The organism is Marinobacter salinisoli (assembly GCF_017301335.1).
GTDB lineage: Bacteria > Pseudomonadota > Gammaproteobacteria > Pseudomonadales > Oleiphilaceae > Marinobacter > Marinobacter salinisoli.
On the sequence record NZ_CP071247.1, the window covers coordinates 340998 to 356765 of the forward strand.

The 15768-nt window shown below is 60.6% G+C and carries 20 protein-coding genes and 1 other RNA gene; 15 read left to right on the forward strand and 6 right to left on the reverse strand.

Annotated features, from left to right (window positions below; all coding sequences use genetic code 11):
- Positions 1–85: 85 nt before the first annotated feature.
- The 9 genes from ubiE (at position 86) to LPB19_RS01600 (ending at position 6230) form a co-directional block, all read left to right on the forward strand.
- A complete protein-coding gene (ubiE, locus tag LPB19_RS01560) occupies positions 86–877 on the forward strand; it encodes a bifunctional demethylmenaquinone methyltransferase/2-methoxy-6-polyprenyl-1,4-benzoquinol methylase UbiE (protein WP_206644342.1) in 792 nt (263 codons plus the stop codon).
- The gene (locus LPB19_RS01565) at positions 877–1518 is read left to right on the forward strand and encodes a ubiquinone biosynthesis accessory factor UbiJ (protein ID WP_206644343.1); all 642 of its coding nucleotides are present in this window, start codon (positions 877–879) and stop codon (positions 1516–1518) included. The genes ubiE and LPB19_RS01565 overlap by 1 nt, the downstream gene beginning before the upstream one ends.
- Positions 1515–3158 (forward strand): ubiquinone biosynthesis regulatory protein kinase UbiB, encoded by a 1644-nt coding sequence (ubiB, locus tag LPB19_RS01570; protein ID WP_206644344.1) that lies wholly within the window; start codon positions 1515–1517, stop codon positions 3156–3158. The genes LPB19_RS01565 and ubiB overlap by 4 nt, the downstream gene beginning before the upstream one ends.
- Positions 3159–3182: 24 nt before the next feature.
- The gene (gene hisI / locus LPB19_RS01575; RefSeq protein WP_206644345.1) at positions 3183–3599 is read left to right on the forward strand and encodes a phosphoribosyl-AMP cyclohydrolase; all 417 of its coding nucleotides are present in this window, start codon (positions 3183–3185) and stop codon (positions 3597–3599) included.
- Positions 3600–3611: 12 nt separating this feature from the next.
- Positions 3612–3944: a phosphoribosyl-ATP diphosphatase gene (locus LPB19_RS01580; RefSeq protein WP_206644346.1), complete on the forward strand. Its 333-nt coding sequence runs from the start codon at positions 3612–3614 to the stop codon at positions 3942–3944.
- Positions 3945–4022: 78 nt separating this feature from the next.
- Positions 4023–4256 carry a Sec-independent protein translocase subunit TatA gene (gene tatA / locus LPB19_RS01585; protein ID WP_206644347.1) on the forward strand — a complete coding sequence of 78 codons (234 nt, stop codon included), beginning with the start codon at positions 4023–4025 and terminating at the stop codon, positions 4254–4256.
- A gap of 11 nt (positions 4257–4267) precedes the next feature.
- Positions 4268–4735, forward strand: coding sequence for a Sec-independent protein translocase protein TatB (gene tatB / locus LPB19_RS01590; protein WP_206644348.1), 468 nt, complete (start codon positions 4268–4270; stop codon positions 4733–4735).
- Positions 4732–5514 carry a twin-arginine translocase subunit TatC gene (gene tatC / locus LPB19_RS01595; protein ID WP_206644349.1) on the forward strand — a complete coding sequence of 261 codons (783 nt, stop codon included), beginning with the start codon at positions 4732–4734 and terminating at the stop codon, positions 5512–5514. The genes tatB and tatC overlap by 4 nt, the downstream gene beginning before the upstream one ends.
- Entirely contained in the window at positions 5511–6230 is a 720-nt protein-coding gene (locus tag LPB19_RS01600; RefSeq protein ID WP_206644350.1) for a 16S rRNA (uracil(1498)-N(3))-methyltransferase, read from the forward strand. Before tatC ends, LPB19_RS01600 begins: the two co-directional genes overlap by 4 nt.
- Here the strand turns inward: LPB19_RS01600 and LPB19_RS01605 are convergent, their stop codons facing one another.
- The 5 genes from LPB19_RS01605 to LPB19_RS01625 are packed head-to-tail and all read right to left on the reverse strand — an operon-like array spanning position 6231 to position 11639.
- Positions 6231–7145 (reverse strand): DUF808 domain-containing protein, encoded by a 915-nt coding sequence (locus LPB19_RS01605; protein WP_206644351.1) that lies wholly within the window; start codon positions 7143–7145, stop codon positions 6231–6233. It abuts the gene before it with no gap.
- A 43-nt stretch (positions 7146–7188) separates the two neighbouring features.
- Entirely contained in the window at positions 7189–8412 is a 1224-nt protein-coding gene (locus LPB19_RS01610; protein WP_206644352.1) for an FAD-dependent monooxygenase, read from the reverse strand.
- Positions 8405–9688 (reverse strand): 2-octaprenyl-6-methoxyphenyl hydroxylase, encoded by a 1284-nt coding sequence (gene ubiH, locus LPB19_RS01615; RefSeq protein ID WP_206644353.1) that lies wholly within the window; start codon positions 9686–9688, stop codon positions 8405–8407. Before ubiH ends, LPB19_RS01610 begins: the two co-directional genes overlap by 8 nt.
- 4 nt (positions 9689–9692) lie before the next feature.
- Positions 9693–11012: a Xaa-Pro aminopeptidase gene (gene pepP / locus LPB19_RS01620; protein ID WP_206644354.1), complete on the reverse strand. Its 1320-nt coding sequence runs from the start codon at positions 11010–11012 to the stop codon at positions 9693–9695.
- Between the two features lie 27 nt (positions 11013–11039).
- A complete protein-coding gene (locus LPB19_RS01625) occupies positions 11040–11639 on the reverse strand; it encodes a UPF0149 family protein (protein WP_206644355.1) in 600 nt (199 codons plus the stop codon).
- Between the two features lie 134 nt (positions 11640–11773).
- Between LPB19_RS01625 and LPB19_RS01630 the strand changes: the two genes are divergently transcribed.
- The gene (locus LPB19_RS01630) at positions 11774–12322 is read left to right on the forward strand and encodes a ZrgA family zinc uptake protein (protein WP_206644356.1); all 549 of its coding nucleotides are present in this window, start codon (positions 11774–11776) and stop codon (positions 12320–12322) included.
- Between the two features lies 1 nt (position 12323).
- On the opposite strand, the gene LPB19_RS01635 is transcribed toward LPB19_RS01630, so the two are convergent.
- A complete protein-coding gene (locus tag LPB19_RS01635) occupies positions 12324–12833 on the reverse strand; it encodes a DUF3299 domain-containing protein (RefSeq protein ID WP_206644357.1) in 510 nt (169 codons plus the stop codon).
- A 79-nt stretch (positions 12834–12912) separates the two neighbouring features.
- Here LPB19_RS01635 and LPB19_RS01640 point away from each other — a divergent pair, with 79 nt between their 5' ends.
- The 5 genes from LPB19_RS01640 (at position 12913) to ssrS (ending at position 15765) form a co-directional block, all read left to right on the forward strand.
- Positions 12913–13632, forward strand: coding sequence for an ABC transporter ATP-binding protein (locus tag LPB19_RS01640; protein WP_206644358.1), 720 nt, complete (start codon positions 12913–12915; stop codon positions 13630–13632).
- Positions 13629–14903, forward strand: coding sequence for an ABC transporter permease (locus tag LPB19_RS01645; protein ID WP_206644359.1), 1275 nt, complete (start codon positions 13629–13631; stop codon positions 14901–14903). The genes LPB19_RS01640 and LPB19_RS01645 overlap by 4 nt, the downstream gene beginning before the upstream one ends.
- A gap of 102 nt (positions 14904–15005) precedes the next feature.
- A complete protein-coding gene (locus LPB19_RS01650) occupies positions 15006–15212 on the forward strand; it encodes a TIGR02449 family protein (protein ID WP_206644360.1) in 207 nt (68 codons plus the stop codon).
- Positions 15212–15505 (forward strand): cell division protein ZapA, encoded by a 294-nt coding sequence (locus tag LPB19_RS01655; protein WP_206644361.1) that lies wholly within the window; start codon positions 15212–15214, stop codon positions 15503–15505. Before LPB19_RS01650 ends, LPB19_RS01655 begins: the two co-directional genes overlap by 1 nt.
- 79 nt (positions 15506–15584) lie before the next feature.
- Positions 15585–15765, forward strand: a non-coding RNA gene (ssrS, locus tag LPB19_RS01660) — 6S RNA.
- Positions 15766–15768: the final 3 nt, after the last annotated feature.

Below are 15768 nucleotides of genomic sequence, written 5' to 3' on the forward strand. Positions count from 1 at the left end.
ATGTAAGTGTAAGGCCGGTTTAAACTTGTAGCCACCCCCTCAGCCGTTAGAATACGGGGTTTGGACATCTGACAGGATAGTTTTCATGAGTGAGCAGCAACCGCAAGGCAATCAGGTCCAGACATCCGGGGAACCGACCGACCTCACCCATTTCGGCTACAGCAATGTGCCCAAGAGCCAGAAAGCGGGCCGGGTCGCGGAGGTCTTCCACAACGTTGCCGGCAAGTACGACCTCATGAACGATCTGATGTCCATGGGCATTCACCGGCTCTGGAAGCGGTTCACCATCGAACTGTCGGGTGTGCGCCCCGGCCATCAGGTGCTGGACATTGCCGGCGGGACCGGCGACCTGACCATGAAGTTTTCTGATCTCGTCGGCCCGACCGGCAAGGTGGTGCTGGCCGACATCAATGCCTCCATGCTGCAGGTGGGTCGCGGGCGCCTCACCGACCGGGGCTATGCCGGCAACATCGAATACGTGCAGGCCGATGCCGAACACCTGCCATTCCCGGACAACACCTTCAACGCGGTCTCCATCGCCTTTGGCCTGCGCAACGTGACCGACAAGGACCAGGCCCTGCGGGACATGGCCCGGGTGCTGAAGCCCGGCGGCAAGCTGATGGTTCTGGAGTTTTCCAAGCCCAGCAACCCGCTGCTGAGCAAAGTCTACGACGCCTACTCGTTCAATGCCCTGCCGCTGATGGGCCAGGTGATTGCCGGAGACAGCGAAAGCTACAAGTACCTGGCCGAATCGATCCGCATGCATCCAGACCAGGACACGCTCAAGGGCATGATGGAAAATGCCGGGCTGGTGAACTGCAAGTACTACAACATGACCGGCGGCATCGTCGCACTGCACGTGGGAATCAAGCCCTGATGTTTCCCGGCCCCACGCTGCTGTCAGCTGTATCGGCCATTGTCGAGGGTGCGCTGAACCAGACACTCGAACTGGACCCGGCGGGGCGTGCGGCGCTGCTCGATGCCCTGACCGGACCGGTGAATATCCAGGTCTCCGCTCCCGTGCCACTTACCTATTGCCTGTCGCGCACAGGGGAGCGGGTCAGCGTCAGCAGTCAGCCCGCTGAACAGCCTGCACTCAGCATCAGCGGCAAACCGATCGCGTTTACTGCCCTCGCCATCGGTGATGACAAGGTGTTCAGTGATGGCCGGCTGACGGTCAGCGGCGACATGGGCCTGGCGCATCAGGTGCAGCGCGCCCTGCACCAGCTCAACCCGGACTGGGAAGCTGCCATGGCCCGCTACCTGGGCGATGTGCCCGCCCATTTGATCGGCAAGCGCATCCGCCAGGCCGTCGCCTGGAGCCGGAATGCATTCGCCATGCTGAACGCCAATATTGAGGAATACATCCACGAGGAAAGCCGAAGTCTGCCCGGACGCCGGGAACTGGAAGCCACCTTCGAGGACATTGATCAGCTGCACCTGCGCACCGAGCGACTGGAAGCGCGCCTGAACCAGCTCGACCATCAAGCGGATACTGACCAACCGGAGACCCCGTGACCCGCCTGCAACGCCTGTTCCGAATTGCCTGGGTATTCTGCCGCTACCGGCTGGATACGTTTTTACCCCTGGCGGAACTACCTGCACCACTCAAGGTCGTGTTCCTGCTGGCACCCTGGCACCTGTTTCCCCAGCCCAAGCTCAGCCGGGGTGACCGTCTGCGACTGGCACTGGAAGAACTGGGTCCGGTCTTCGTCAAGTTCGGGCAAATTCTTTCTACCCGGCGTGACTTGCTGCCAGACGACATGGCGGAGTCCCTGAAGCAGCTCCAGGACCGGGTTCCGCCGTTTTCCAGTGACCTGGCCCGGAAGATCATCGAAACCTCCCTCGGCGCACCGGTGTCCGACCTGTTTCTCGAGTTCACCTCGGACCCGATCGCCTCGGCGTCGGTGGCACAGGTACACGGCGCCACGTTGCCCTCGGGCCGTAAGGTGGTCGTCAAGGTACTGCGCCCAGGGATCGAGAAAGTCATCCGTCAGGATCTCGCCCTGATGTATCTGATGGCGGGGCTGCTGGAAAAGTACTGGTCCGAAGGCAAGCGCCTGCACCCGGTCGAAGTGGTCGCCGACTACGACAGCACCATTCACGACGAGCTGGACCTGCAGCGCGAGGCCGCCAACGCCAGCCAGTTACGGCGTAATTTCGAGGCGTCATCGCTGATCTACATCCCGGCCATCGACTGGGATTACACCCGCAAATCGGTGCTGGTCATGGAGCGTATTCACGGCATTCCCATTGCCGATGTGGCCGCGCTCAATGCCGCCGGGGTCGATATGAAAGTGCTGGCCGAGAAAGGCGTCGAGATTTTCTTCACCCAGGTGTTCCGGGACAGCTTTTTCCATGCCGACATGCATCCGGGCAACATTTTCGTGGACACCAGTAACCCCGCCGACCCCAAATACATCGCCATCGATTTCGGTATCGTCGGTACCCTGGCACCGGACGACCAGAGCTACCTCGCCCGCAACCTGCTGGCCTTTTTCCGGCGCGATTACCGCCAGGTCGCCGAGCTGCATATTCAGTCCGGCTGGGTGCCGCCGGATACCCGGGTGAACGAATTCGAAGCCGCCATCCGTACCGTGTGCGAGCCGATCTTTGAACGGCCCCTGAAGGACATCTCCTTCGGACACTTCCTGCTGCGCCTGTTCCAGACCGCCCGCCGCTTTAATATGGAAGTGCAGCCCCAGCTGGTGTTGCTGCAAAAGACCCTTCTGAATGTCGAAGGCCTCGGGCGCCAGCTCTACCCGGATCTGGATCTGTGGAGCACCGCTCAGCCGTTCCTGGAAAACTGGATGCGCAAGCGCATCGGTCCCGCCGGGCTGTTCAAGTCGCTGCAGAGTCACTTGCCGTCCTGGCTGGAGCAATCCCCGGAAATGCCCCAACTGGTGCACGATGCACTGCTTCAACTGCGTCAGGCGGGGCCCACCGAACAACAGAATCAGGCTACACTTGAACTGCTCCGGGAGCAGCAACAACGCACCGAACGTCGCTGGCGACGCGGGTTGATTGCCACCGCGCTGGTCGCTGCTGCGGTGCTCGGCACCCTGCCTGAAGCCCGCACCTGGGTGGAACAGACTCCGGTCTGGAGCTGGGGCTTGCTGGCGGCGGCGGGTCTGGTCGTTCTGCGTGGTAGCCGTTAATGAACTGGCTCAGGATTCATGGAAATGAAAGATTCTCCCGATAACGTCAACACCACTGACTGGCTGGACGCAATTCGCTGGAACGACGATGGCCTGGTTCCGGCCATCGCCCAGGACGCCGACAACGGCGATATTCTGATGATGGCCTGGATGAACCGGGAATCCCTGCGCCTGACCGCAGAAGAAGGCCAGGCAGTCTACTGGTCCCGTTCGCGGGGCAAACTGTGGCGCAAGGGCGAGAGTTCCGGCCACCAGCAGCTGGTCCGAGACATCCGGCTGGACTGCGATGAGGATGTCATCCTGCTGAAAGTGGAACAGAAAGGTGGTATTGCCTGTCACACTGGCCGCAGGAGCTGTTTTTACCGCACCCTCGACGAGGGTCAGTGGGTCAGCGCGGAGCCGGTCATCAAGGAACCCGAAGCCATCTACGGCAAATCATAAGGAGCACAGACGTTGAGTGACGTACTGGAACAATTGGCCGAGGTTCTGGAGCAGCGTAAAACCGCCGACCCGGATACCTCCTACGTGGCCAGCCTGCACGCCAAGGGCCTGAACAAGATCCTTGAGAAAGTTGGCGAAGAGTGCACAGAAACCCTTCTGGCCGCCAAAGACGCCGAACAGTCCGGCGACACCTCAGAGCTGGTCTATGAAACCGCCGACCTGTGGTTTCACACGCTGGTGATGCTGTCCCGCCTCGGACTCGGCCCCAGGGCTATTACCGAAGAACTGGCGCGGCGCTTCGATCTGTCCGGGCTGGAAGAGAAGGCCGCACGGAAAAGTCAGTAATTACAAACGTGTTACCAGCCCGCCAATCTGGTAACGTGCCATAATAAAAGGCAGAAACCTTAACGCGAGGGTCCCGTGATGGGTATCAGTATCTGGCAACTCCTAATCGTACTCGGCATTGTCGTCCTTTTATTCGGAACCAAGAAACTGCGCAACATCGGCAGTGACCTTGGTGGCGCCATTCGTGGTTTCAAGAAATCCATGAGTGAAGAGGAGAGCAAACCGTCCGATCCAGATTCACTGGAAGAGAACGCTCCGCCTCAGCAGCAGGCCAAAGCGGAAGACAAGCCACGGGACCAGTCCCACAGCTGAGACCAGGCTGAATGTTCGATATTGGCTTTCTGGAGCTGCTCATTTGCGCAGTCATTGCCCTGCTCGTGCTGGGCCCTGAGCGTCTGCCCACTGCGGCCCGGGCCGCGGGCCGCTGGATCGGTGCCGCGCGCCGCATGGTGGGTCAGTTCACCTCCGAACTGGACCGCCAGCTAAAGGCCGACGAGCTGCGCGAAGAGCTTCGCAAAGCCGGCGATGTGGGCCTGGACGATGTTCAGAAAACCGTGCGCGACGCCCTCGACGAAGCCAAGCAGTACGAACACATGATTCTGCCGGACAGCAAGACCGAAGCGCCGCGCCCGGCTCCGGCCACCCGGAGGTCGGCAAGTCAGGCATCGGATCAGCCTCTGGCGCCGCCGGCCAGCCCGACGCAACGGGACCCTGAACCCAGCCAATCACCGGAACCCGGCAACACGGCTTCGCCCGGCTCCGAGCCCGGATCTTCGGATAAGCATTCATGACAGCCAAGCCAGACGGCAAACACACCCCTGAACAATCGGAAATGCCACTGGTTGAGCACCTGCTGGAACTGCGCAGCCGCCTGCTGAAAATGACGCTGGCGGTGGTAGTCTGCTTCGCGGTGATTTACCCATTCGCGAACCCGCTGTACCTCTGGATATCCGACCCGCTGCGCGAACTGCTGCCGGTTGGGCAGACCATGATCGCCACCGACGTCACCTCCCCCTTCTTCGCGCCGCTGAAACTGGCGCTGGTGCTGTCGGTGTTTGTTGCGATTCCGTTCATCCTCTACCAGATCTGGAGTTTTGTGGCGCCGGGCCTGTATGCCCACGAAAAGCGGTTGGCGTTCCCCCTGCTGTTTACCTCGGTGATTCTGTTCTACGCCGGCGCGGCTTTTGCCTATTACGTGGTCTTCCCGCTGGTATTTGGCTTCTTCACCGCTATCGGCCCGGACGGAATTGTCGAGCTTCCGGACATCACCAGCTATCTCAATTTCGTGCTGAAGATGTTCTTCGCCTTTGGTGTCGCGTTCGAGATTCCGGTTGCCACCGTGCTCCTGATCCTTACCGGCGCCACCACCCCCGACAGCCTCGCCGCCAAACGGCCCTATGTGGTCGTGGCCTGCTTCATCATCGGGATGTTGCTAACGCCGCCGGACATTATCTCCCAAACCCTGCTCGCCGTTCCCATGTGGATACTGTTCGAATTCGGCATCCTGTTCGGCCGCCTGGCCAAGCGCGAAGTCACCGACCCGAATGCGGACGAGCCCAGCGGTCAATGAATCTGGCACTTCTGTTCGACGAAGACTTCACCGGGGCGGATCGTGTGGTGCTGAGAGGCAGACGGCTCGCCCACCTGCACTCGGTGCTCAAGGTCAAGACCGGCGATCTGGTACCCGTAGGCAGAGTGAACGGCGCCATGGGTACTGGCGAGGTGATCCGGCTGACCGATACCGAGGCCGAATTATCGGTGTCGCTGACTCAATCCCCGCCCCCGCCGTTACCGCTTACGCTGATTCTGGCAATGCCACGGCCCAAGATGTTCCGCCGAGTGCTGCAAACCTGTGCCAGCCTCGGGGTGAAGGATCTCTGGCTGATCAACAGCTACAAGGTGGAAAAAAGCTTCTGGCAAACGCCGTGGCTGTCGGAACAAAACCTGCTGGAGAACCTCACCCTGGGGCTGGAACAAGCCAGGGACACCCGGATGCCGCAAGTGACGATCCGCAAGCTGTTCAAGCCTTTCGTGGAAGATGAATTGCCGGCACTGCTGGCCGGCAAGAAAGCGCTGGTCGCGCACCCGGGCACCGCCGTGCCCTGCCCGACACATCTGACGGAACCGGCTGCTCTTTGCATTGGGCCGGAAGGCGGCTTTACACCTTACGAAGTCGGCAAACTGGAAGACGCCGGCTGCCAGGGTGTTCATCTGGGCCAGCGTATTCTGCGGGTTGAGACTGCGGTACCGGTGCTGGTCAGCCGCCTGTTCGACGCCTGCGGGTAATCAGGCCGAGCGTGCAGCCCAGAGTTTCTGGAGCGGCGTAATCACCGCCACCAGCAGCGCCCCGGCAAGCACACCAAACAGCCCGTCCCCCAGAGTGGGTATCAACACACCCAGCACGCCACCAAAACCCTCGGCGAAATGATGAATGGCGTCGTATACCGGCGGTATGCCGTGCGTCAGGATGCCGCCACCGACCAGGAACATGGCAATCGTGCCGAGAATGGACAAGGTCTTCATCATGTAAGGCGCCAGCCACAAAATGCCGCGGCCAATTTTCTGGGTCAGGGCACCGTCCCTCCGGCTCAGATACAGACCACCGTCATCCAGCTTCACGATGCCCGCCACCAGGCCATACACCCCAACGGTGATCAGAATCGCGACCACGGACAGCACCAGGAACTGCATGCCAATGCTCTGTTCGGTGACGGTGCCCAGGGTAATGGCGATGATCTCCGCTGAGAGGATGAAGTCCGTGCGTATTGCACCCTTGATTTTGCTCTTCTCCACCGCCTTCATATCGACCGAAGGATCTTTCAGCGCCTCATGGAGTTCTTTCTTGTGAGCCGCATCCTCTTCCCGATGGAGGAACTTGTGGGCCACCTTTTCAAAGCCCTCAAAGCACAGGAACGCACCACCGAGCATCAACAGCGGCGTCACCAGCCAGGGAATGAAGAAACTGATCGCCAGTGCCGCCGGCACCAGAATCGTCTTGTTCAGCATCGAGCCTTTGGCGACCGCCCACACCACGGGTAATTCCCGTGACGGCTTGACCCCCGTGACCTGCTGGGCATTGAGCGCCAGATCGTCGCCAAGAACACCGGCGGTCTTCTTGGTGGCGGTCTTGGTCATCAGGGAGACATCATCAAGAATCGTGGCGATGTCATCAATCAGTGCGAGCAGACTGCTTCCAGCCATAGTTGAGCGTCCTTCAACCAACAGTGGGATTAATAGCGCTAGTCTAGTGGTTCAGGCCCATCGCCTCGGCCGCTATCCGGTGCTTAACCGGCCCCAGCTCGTTTAGCCAGCGCATGCCAGCATTGCGAAGCCAGCGCAGGGGCAATTCGTCCCGAGCGAACAACTGCTTGAATCCTTCCATGGCCGCCATCATGGCCAGGTTATCCGCTTTCCGGCGGCGCTGGTAGCGGGCCAGCACCAGCGCCTCATCCGGCTGAAGGCCAGCTTTGCGGGCGCGCAGCAGTTCCTGCAACAGCACCCGTACATCACTGTAGCCCAGATTGGCGCCCTGGCCCGCCAGCGGGTGGATGGTATGGGCCGCATCCCCCACCAGCACCACTCCCGGCGCAACATAGTCCTTCGCGTGCCGCTGCCGAAGCGGGAAACTGAAACGCCGGGAGATTGCCACCACTGAGCCCAGTTCCCGCTCGATGGCGGTTTCCAGCTCTGCGCAGAACCGCGCATCATCCAGTGCCATCAGGCGACGAGCCTCGACGGTGTCCTGTGACCAGACGATGGAACAGTAGTGATCGTCACCGGATTCGGACAGCATGGGCAGAAATGCCAGAGGCCCGGTGGGGGAAAACCGCTGCCAGGCAGTGAACCGGTGGCTTTGGGCTGTTCGGACGGTGCAGACAATGGCCTCCTGGCCGTAATCCCATTCCCGAGTCGGCAGCCCGACCCACTGGCGCAACCTGGACTGCGCGCCGTCCGCTGCAATCACCAGCGCAGACTCGAGCAGGGTCCCGTCCGCCAGTGTCAGCCGACGCACCTCCCCTTCCTGCGAGAACGCCGCCACTGACGCGCCATCGATCACCTCGACGGCGCTGTTTTCCAGCGCCCCGAACAGCGCGCGCACAATGTGTCGATTCTCGACAATCGTACCCAGCGCGGGGGCGTGCAGTTCAGCGGCATCGAAGCTGATCCGTCCCGTACCATCACCGTCCCAGACGGTCATTTTCCGGTACGGACAGTGGCGACCTGCCTCCACCGACGACCAGACACCAAGGGTATCGAGCAGCGTCTGGCTGGCCGCCGATATGGCGCTGACCCGGGGCTCGAAGGCTGACACGCCATCGGCAGGCTCGGGTGATGCCATCACGGCATCGCGGACACTGGTTTCGACCATTCCCACCTGCCAGCCCTGCTGAGACAGCCCCAATGCCAGGGCGGAGCCGATCATGCCCCCGCCGACCACGACAATATCAAAACACCGCATCTCACTCATGGTGTGCCGGCTCCGTGCCAGTGCCTACGCCATGCCCCCGAATCACCGGCTTCCGGCCGCCCACGCCCATGGCCCGGCGGGCGAACCAGCGTTTCGCACCCGGCAGCAGATCCAGCCCCATCAGGCCGGCATCCCGGGCAGCGGCCAGCGGCGCGGACGCCTGACCAAAGATACGAATCAACGAATCGGAAAATCGGACGGTCTGTTGCCAGTCCTGCTGATGTGCGCGCTGATAACCACCCAGTACACCCAGGTCGCCCAGAGGCCGCCCCTGCTCAACCCCGATTTGGAATTGTTCAACCAGCGTTACCAATCCCCGGAGCGCCAGATTGAATCCCTGCCCGGCTACCGGGTGCAGGGTATGGGCTGCGTTGCCCACCAGTGCGACCCCCGGCCGAACCGGCTCGGCCACCGTGGTTAATTTGAGCGGATAATGGCTGACCTCACCCATGCGGGTGAATCGCCCAAGGCGCCAGCCGAATCGATCCTGCAACCGCTGGCAGCGCCCCTCACTATCCAGCCCCAGCAGCGCCTCGAGAGCAGAATCCGAAAGCGTCCAGACCAGCGCCGACTGGTGACCCGGGCAGCCTGGCGCGCCACCCGGTAACAACGCCATTGGGCCGGCATCGGTGAAGCGTTCGAACGCGGTGAACCGGTGACTGTCGCTGGTGGACACATTGGTGATCAGCGCGTTCTGGCCGTAGTTGTCGTGCCGGGCCTGAAAGCCCAGAGACTCCCGCAAACCAGAGCGCCCCCCATCGGCCACCACCAGGCATTGTGCCGACACCTGGACCACATCCTCGCCGGCCTTAACTGCCACGGAAACCCCGCCGGCCTGCGAACTCATGCCGAGCACTTCCGCCGGCGCCCGCCACTGCACCTGCGTGCCCTGCAACTCGCGCATCAGGCTCAGGCCCATCCAGCGGTTATCCGCGACGTAGCCCAGCGCCGCCTGGCCGTGCTCCTCGGCCGTTAATCGGGTGGCACCGAAACGGCCACGGTCGGACACGTGAATCTGGCGAATGGGCGTGGCGTGTTCGGACAACCGCTGCCAAAGTCCGAGCTCCTCAAAAATCAGGCGTGAGCCCCAGGCCAGTGCCGTGGAACGGGCGTCGTAACTGGGCTGGTAGTCTTCTGGCAGGGCATCGGTGGACAGTGGATAGGCCTCGACCACCGTCACCCGGAGGCTCGGCACCACCCGCGACAGGGCAAGGGCCAGGGTAGCCCCCGCGAGCCCGCCACCGGCAATAATTATATCCGTATCAAAACGGTTCACAGGCTCAGTCCGCCATCAACGCTTCAATCTCGGCGATGGTTTTGGGGACGCCCTCGGTCAATACCCGGCAGCCATCCTTCGCTACCACCACATCGTCTTCAATCCGAATCCCGATACCGCGCCACTTTTCGTCCACCTCGGTGTTATCCGGGGCGACGTAAAGCCCGGGCTCAACGGTCAGCACCATACCCGGCTCCAGCTCACGCCAGGCATCTCCCACCTTGTAATCGCCCACATCGTGGACGTCCATACCCAGCCAGTGCCCGGTACGGTGCATGAAGAACGGCTTGTAGGCCTCTCCGGCAATTGCCTTTTCAACTGATCCGCTGAGCAGCCCCAGATCAATCAGACCTTGTGTCAGCACCCGCAGCGCAGCCTCGTGTGACTGGTTCCAGTGGTTGCCGGGGCGGACCGCTTCGATGGCCGCATACTGGGCCGCCAGCACCACCTCGTAAAGCGCCCGTTGTTCCGGACTGAACCTGCCGCTGACGGGAAAAGTTCGGGTAATGTCCGAGGCGTAGCACTGGTACTCGCAACCAGCGTCGATCAGCACCAGATCCCCGTCCCTGAGCGGCGCCGCGTTTTCGATGTAATGCAGGATGCAGGCGTTGCGGCCACTGCCAACAATGGAAGGATACGCCGTGGAGCGGGCTCCGTGCTCCATAAAGGTATGAATCAGTTCGGCCTCGAGGTGGTACTCAAAGCCACCCTTTCGCGCCCGTTTCATGGCCCGGCAATGCGCTTCGGCACTGATCTCTCCGGCCTTGGCCATCACCTTGATCTCATTGGCACTCTTGAACAGACGCAGGTCGTGCAGGAAATGCTCCAGGGACACAAATTCGCCCGGCGGATGGGCCCCGGTGCGAACCTTGGCACGCAGGCTCTTGACCCAGTCCATCACTCGGGAATCAAACTGCTGATCCTTGCCCAGCGGATAATAGATCCGGCTACGGCCTTCCAGCATCCCCGGCAGGATATCGTCGATATCGGAAATCGGAAATGCGTCGTCAAAACCAAAGCGTTCGATGGCGCCTTCAGGGCCAGCAAGAAAACCATCCCACAATTCTTTTTCCGGGTTCTTTTCCTTGCAAAACAGTACGGACTCGCCGTGCTCACGGCCCGGAATCAGCACCAGCACCGCTTCCGGCTCGTCAAACCCGCTCAGGTAGAAGAAGTCGCTGTCCTGCCGGTACGGATGCAAGACATCCCGGTTGCGCACCCGCTCGGGCGCGGCCGGCAGAATGGCAATGCTGTCCGATGCCATCACGTCCATCAACTTGCGACGGCGCGCGGCGAACTCCTTGACGGGAACAATGGATGACATAGGGTCTCCGGTGATGATGAACGGTTGTCAGTGCAAGGTTGGGGAGGCCGATTCCGGCTTTGGTGGTGTGTTGAATTCAGTGAACACCGCCAGCGCCCCCAACCGGACATACTCGGTTATCTCGAGCAGTTGCTGCTCGCTCTCCTCGTCGGCTTCTTCGTCTTCGGCCAACTGACTGATAGCCACCATATCCTCAATCAGTTCACGGATTTCGTCCGGAGCCTCACCCAGGGAAGCGCCGGCTGAAAGTGCCATGCCCTCAAGGAACCCGCGTACCCAGGCAATGAGTGCCTCCAGCCGCTGCTCAATGGCGTAGTCGTCGTCCGGCAGCAGAGGATAAAAGTTCATATCGGTGGAACTGAGCAACGCCAACGCCTGCTGATAGGCTTTGTTCATGAACGGGGCAAGGTCGTCGGAGTCTTCGACGGCGTTGTCCGGCAACCCCATATGTTCGCAAACCATGCTTAGCCATTCCGCTTCCTGGATGCGGGCACCGGTGGCGAGACGGCCACACAGCACTCCGTGCAACTCGGAGGGATGACTGAAGGCCTGATGCGCGGTGAAGACGTTTGCCCAGCGTTCAAATTCGGCCGCCCGGGCAGCACCGGAAGTATCGGTTTCTGACATGAACCAAGACAATCCTGTGTAGTTGAATGATGGCTCTATCCTAGCATTCACGGGGCTTTAAAACACGAATCGCTTGCCTTTATCTCCACTCCATGCAAAATGTTATAACATTGCAAAACTCATCGAGACCCGTCATGAAACGATCAGTATTAACAGGCCTTCGCATCCCCTTTGCTCTCGCCGCTGCCCTGTGCTCCGGTGCGCTGGCGACTGCCTCGGAACGCGCGCACGTGCACGGCCATGGCACGCTCCAGTTCGTCATTGAAAACTCAACCGTGGATATTGCGTTCTCATCGCCGGCGGGCAACCTGCTGGGATTTGAACACCAAGCGCACACCCCGGAAGAGACCAGAATCGTTGATGAGGTACAGGCGTGGCTGAGCACGACGCCGCTCATCGACACCCCGGATGAGCGCTGCACCCTGAGAACATCTGAACCGGACATGGGCTCCCGCACCGAGCACGATCATCACGGGCACAACCATGACGACGAGGAGCACCGGGACATCCATGTCAGTCAAAGCCTCGAGTGCCCCGACCTGAGCAACGCCACAGCGCTGAAAACCCCGCTGCTCAGGCAGTATCCGGGACTGCAGGAGCTGGATGTCATGTGGGTGACACCATCGGGACAAAGCGGCGCAACCCTCACCAATGAGGAGCAGGCCATCAATCTGGCGCCCTGATTTACTGCTGGTAGGGCGTAACGGACTCGGCGTTTATGGAGTAGGCGGAGGTACCCAGATCGTTCTCGGTACGATCGATCACCAGGGTGCCTTCAACCCAGACAGCATCGTAAAGGGCTTCCAGCTTGAATCCTTCCGGATAACGAACGTGGATGATTTGATTGGGCGGTGGTGGCGGCACATGTATGCACGCCCCGTAGTAGGGAACCAGGAAGAACTCCAGGATCTCCATGTCCTGGGTCGTTTTCAGCGGCACCACGAAGCCAGGAATTCGACCCTCAGTGTTATTCATTTCCGGCACCACTCGCCCGGTCATGATCTCATCGGGGAGCAAAGCCGGCCCATCGCCATTGTGCTCAACCTCTGGCAGGTTCTCCAGCAACGCCAAATCCTCGGCTGGCATGAGTTCCAGCCAATCGATTTCCTGAGTTTCGGCGCGGCTTGCCGGGGACACCCCAAAACCAAGCACCAGTAATAATGACAGGACGGCAACCGTTTGAACTCTTGGCATCCGCAACACAAACACGGCATTCTCCACAACGCGACGACAATTTACGCCCCTATCATATACGAGGCAAACACGCTCGAACATGAACATCCGGACACCGCCAGACAACCAGCCAGCCGGCGGCACTGACGCCCCGGCCATTCAGACCCGGGCGCTGGAATTCCAGTGGCGCCCCCAGCAAAAGCCGCTGACCTTTCCCGACATCTGCCTGCAGCCCGGTGAACACATGTTTCTACATGGCCCGAGCGGAGTCGGCAAGAGCACCTTCCTGAGCCTGCTGTCGGGCATGCTGACACCCAGAAAGGGCACCGTTGCGCTGCTGGGAACCGAGCTGTCCGGACTGACGGCAAGCCGCCGTGACCGGTTCCGCGCTGACCACCTGGGGGTTATCTTCCAGCAATTCAATCTGGTGCCCTACCTGACCGCGATGGCAAACGTCACACTGCCCTGCCGCCTTTCCCGCTTGCGCAAAAGCGCCACGGCCCCCAACGCGCACCACGAAGCCCGGCGACTGCTGTCAGCACTGACGATCCCCGAAGACCTCTGGAACCGGAAAGTCACGCGACTGAGTATTGGCCAGCAGCAACGCATTGCCGCAGCGCGGGCACTGATTGGCGCCCCCGGGGTGATCCTCGCAGACGAGCCTACCTCGGCGCTGGATACCGATAACCGGGACCGCTTTCTGGACCTGCTGCTGAACCTTGCAAACGAGCGCGGAACGTCAGTTCTTTTCGTCAGTCACGACCACCGACTGTCCTCGCACTTTCACCACCATATGGAATTGTCGGGAGGCCACGCATGAAGATCCGCCTGCCCCTGTCCCTGGCAATGGCCAGCCTGTGGCATCGCCGGCGCGTTCTGGCCCTGATTTGCCTGACACTGACCCTCAGCATCTCGCTCCTTCTGGGCATTCAGTACCTGCGAACCGAGGTGCGACAATCATTCACCAACACCATCAACGGCACCGACCTGATTATCGGCGCCCGCAGCGGGCAGCTGAACCTACTGCTGTACACCGTGTTCCACATCGGTGAACCGACCAACAACCTGAGCTGGCAAACGTTTCAGACCCTTGAGGCTGATTCGCGCATTGGCTGGCTGATCCCCATCTCCCTTGGCGACAGCTATCGGGGCTACCGGGTCGTCGGCACCGATGACCGCTTTTTGAAACACTTCCGGTATGCCCAGGGCAACCCGCTGCAGATCCGGACGGGCAAATGGTTCAACGGCCTTTTCGACGTTGTCCTGGGGGCCAGCGTGGCACGGGAGCTCCAACACACCGTGGGCGATCAGGTCGTGCTCTCCCACGGCGCCGGACGAACGAGTTTTTCCAACCATGAACAAACGCCCTTCACCGTGTCGGGCATTCTCGAAAGCACCGGCACTCCGGTAGACCAAGCGGTTTATGTGAGCCTGGCGGGCATTGAAGCCATGCATGTGGGCTGGGAATCCGGCGTCGCCATCCCGGGGCGAACCCTGACGCGCGAGCAGGCGGTCGAGCGACAGTTCGTGCCCTCAAACATTTCCGCAGCCTACGCCGGCCTGAACAAACGACTCCTGACGTTCCAGGTGCAGCGCGACATCAATCAGTTCCAGCAAGAGCCTCTTTCTGCGATCCTGCCCGGCGTTGCGCTGAGCGAGCTGTGGCGGCTGATGGGACAATTCGAAAGAGTGCTTCTGGCGATCACTGGCCTGGTGATCATTACCAGCTTTATTGGCCTGGTGGCGGTCTTGCTCTCGATTCAGGCCCAGCGCGCCCACGAAATATCAATTCTCAGGGCTACCGGGGCCTCCCCCCGCCTCATTGCCGGCCTGCAAGTGATTGAATGCGTCGCATTGGGCCTGGTTGCGAGCCTTCTGGCCGTCATTCTCTGCACCATACTGGTATCCATGCTTGGCCCCTGGCTGCAGAGCCACTATGGGCTGCAGATCCGTTTGCGGGCACTCACACACCCCGAATGGCTGTTGCTGGCAGCCGTTCCGGTCACGGCAGGACTCGTTGGTCTGATCCCGGGGCTAAGTGCGTGGTTCCGGAGCCGGTCAACCACATTGGGGCCGACCCCCGGTGAGTGACCGGCGTCACGGCCCCAAGTCTCTAACCTTCCTGTAAATTGACCGACTTACCGTACCAACTTATAGTTAGTTGCAACCTCAACAAACAATGCTGGACGTACAATGGAACAGTCCGAAGTAAAAGCATTAGCGGTAAAGCTGGACAAGCTGATCGAGCACTGCCAGAAACTGGAGCAAGATAACGCAAGCCTGCGCCAGCTTCAGGACGACTGGAATCGGGAGCGGGCTCAACTGATGCAGAAGAATGATCTTGCCAAAAACAAGATCGAAGCCATGATTGGCCGCCTGCGGGCGCTGGAGCACCATTAATGTCTCAGGAATCCACCACCGTTGAGGTCAAGATTCTCGACAAAGAATACCTTGTGGCCTGCCCGGAGGAAGAGCGGGATGCCCTGACGCGGGCCGCCAAGCACCTCGACAAAAAGATGCGTGAAATCCGCGCCAGCGGCAAGGTATTCGGCACCGAACGAATAGCGGTGATGGCCGCCCTCAACATCACCCACGAACTGCTGGAGCAGGACAGCATGTCCGGCGCCACCAAGTCGATACTGGAGTCCATGGACAGCAAGCTCGACAACGCGCTTGGCAAACCATCTGAGTAATCGCCAATAGTTTGTCTGTATTGAGGCTTCCCGAAACTGCTATTGCAAACGGCCCGGGCACTACCCGTATAATGGCGTCAACTTCCTGGGCTGTTCGACGGGTCGGATACGTCCTCGAGCCGATGCGCACTACCCAGGTGGCTACTTCAGGGCATTGTGAGCATGTCCCCACAAGGGGAAAGCCTAATATGTCACAGCGGCCACCGACCTTGAACTTTGGGTTCAAGGGCCACATCCGACAACGGCAGCTCGGGAAGCTTTAT

Coding starts and splice junctions, on each gene's coding strand:
- LPB19_RS01605 (WP_206644351.1), bottom strand. CDS start 7,145: ATGGCTGGAAGCAGTCTGCTCGCACTGATTGATGACATCGCCACGATT.
- tatC (WP_206644349.1), top strand. CDS start 4,732: ATGACAGCCAAGCCAGACGGCAAACACACCCCTGAACAATCGGAAATG.
- LPB19_RS01645 (WP_206644359.1), top strand. CDS start 13,629: ATGAAGATCCGCCTGCCCCTGTCCCTGGCAATGGCCAGCCTGTGGCAT.
- LPB19_RS01655 (WP_206644361.1), top strand. CDS start 15,212: ATGTCTCAGGAATCCACCACCGTTGAGGTCAAGATTCTCGACAAAGAA.
- LPB19_RS01630 (WP_206644356.1), top strand. CDS start 11,774: ATGAAACGATCAGTATTAACAGGCCTTCGCATCCCCTTTGCTCTCGCC.
- pepP (WP_206644354.1), bottom strand. CDS start 11,012: ATGTCATCCATTGTTCCCGTCAAGGAGTTCGCCGCGCGCCGTCGCAAG.
- LPB19_RS01635 (WP_206644357.1), bottom strand. CDS start 12,833: ATGCCAAGAGTTCAAACGGTTGCCGTCCTGTCATTATTACTGGTGCTT.
- LPB19_RS01625 (WP_206644355.1), bottom strand. CDS start 11,639: ATGTCAGAAACCGATACTTCCGGTGCTGCCCGGGCGGCCGAATTTGAA.
- ubiE (WP_206644342.1), top strand. CDS start 86: ATGAGTGAGCAGCAACCGCAAGGCAATCAGGTCCAGACATCCGGGGAA.
- hisI (WP_206644345.1), top strand. CDS start 3,183: ATGAAAGATTCTCCCGATAACGTCAACACCACTGACTGGCTGGACGCA.
- LPB19_RS01610 (WP_206644352.1), bottom strand. CDS start 8,412: ATGAGTGAGATGCGGTGTTTTGATATTGTCGTGGTCGGCGGGGGCATG.
- tatB (WP_206644348.1), top strand. CDS start 4,268: ATGTTCGATATTGGCTTTCTGGAGCTGCTCATTTGCGCAGTCATTGCC.
- LPB19_RS01650 (WP_206644360.1), top strand. CDS start 15,006: ATGGAACAGTCCGAAGTAAAAGCATTAGCGGTAAAGCTGGACAAGCTG.
- LPB19_RS01640 (WP_206644358.1), top strand. CDS start 12,913: ATGAACATCCGGACACCGCCAGACAACCAGCCAGCCGGCGGCACTGAC.
- LPB19_RS01600 (WP_206644350.1), top strand. CDS start 5,511: ATGAATCTGGCACTTCTGTTCGACGAAGACTTCACCGGGGCGGATCGT.
- LPB19_RS01565 (WP_206644343.1), top strand. CDS start 877: ATGTTTCCCGGCCCCACGCTGCTGTCAGCTGTATCGGCCATTGTCGAG.
- tatA (WP_206644347.1), top strand. CDS start 4,023: ATGGGTATCAGTATCTGGCAACTCCTAATCGTACTCGGCATTGTCGTC.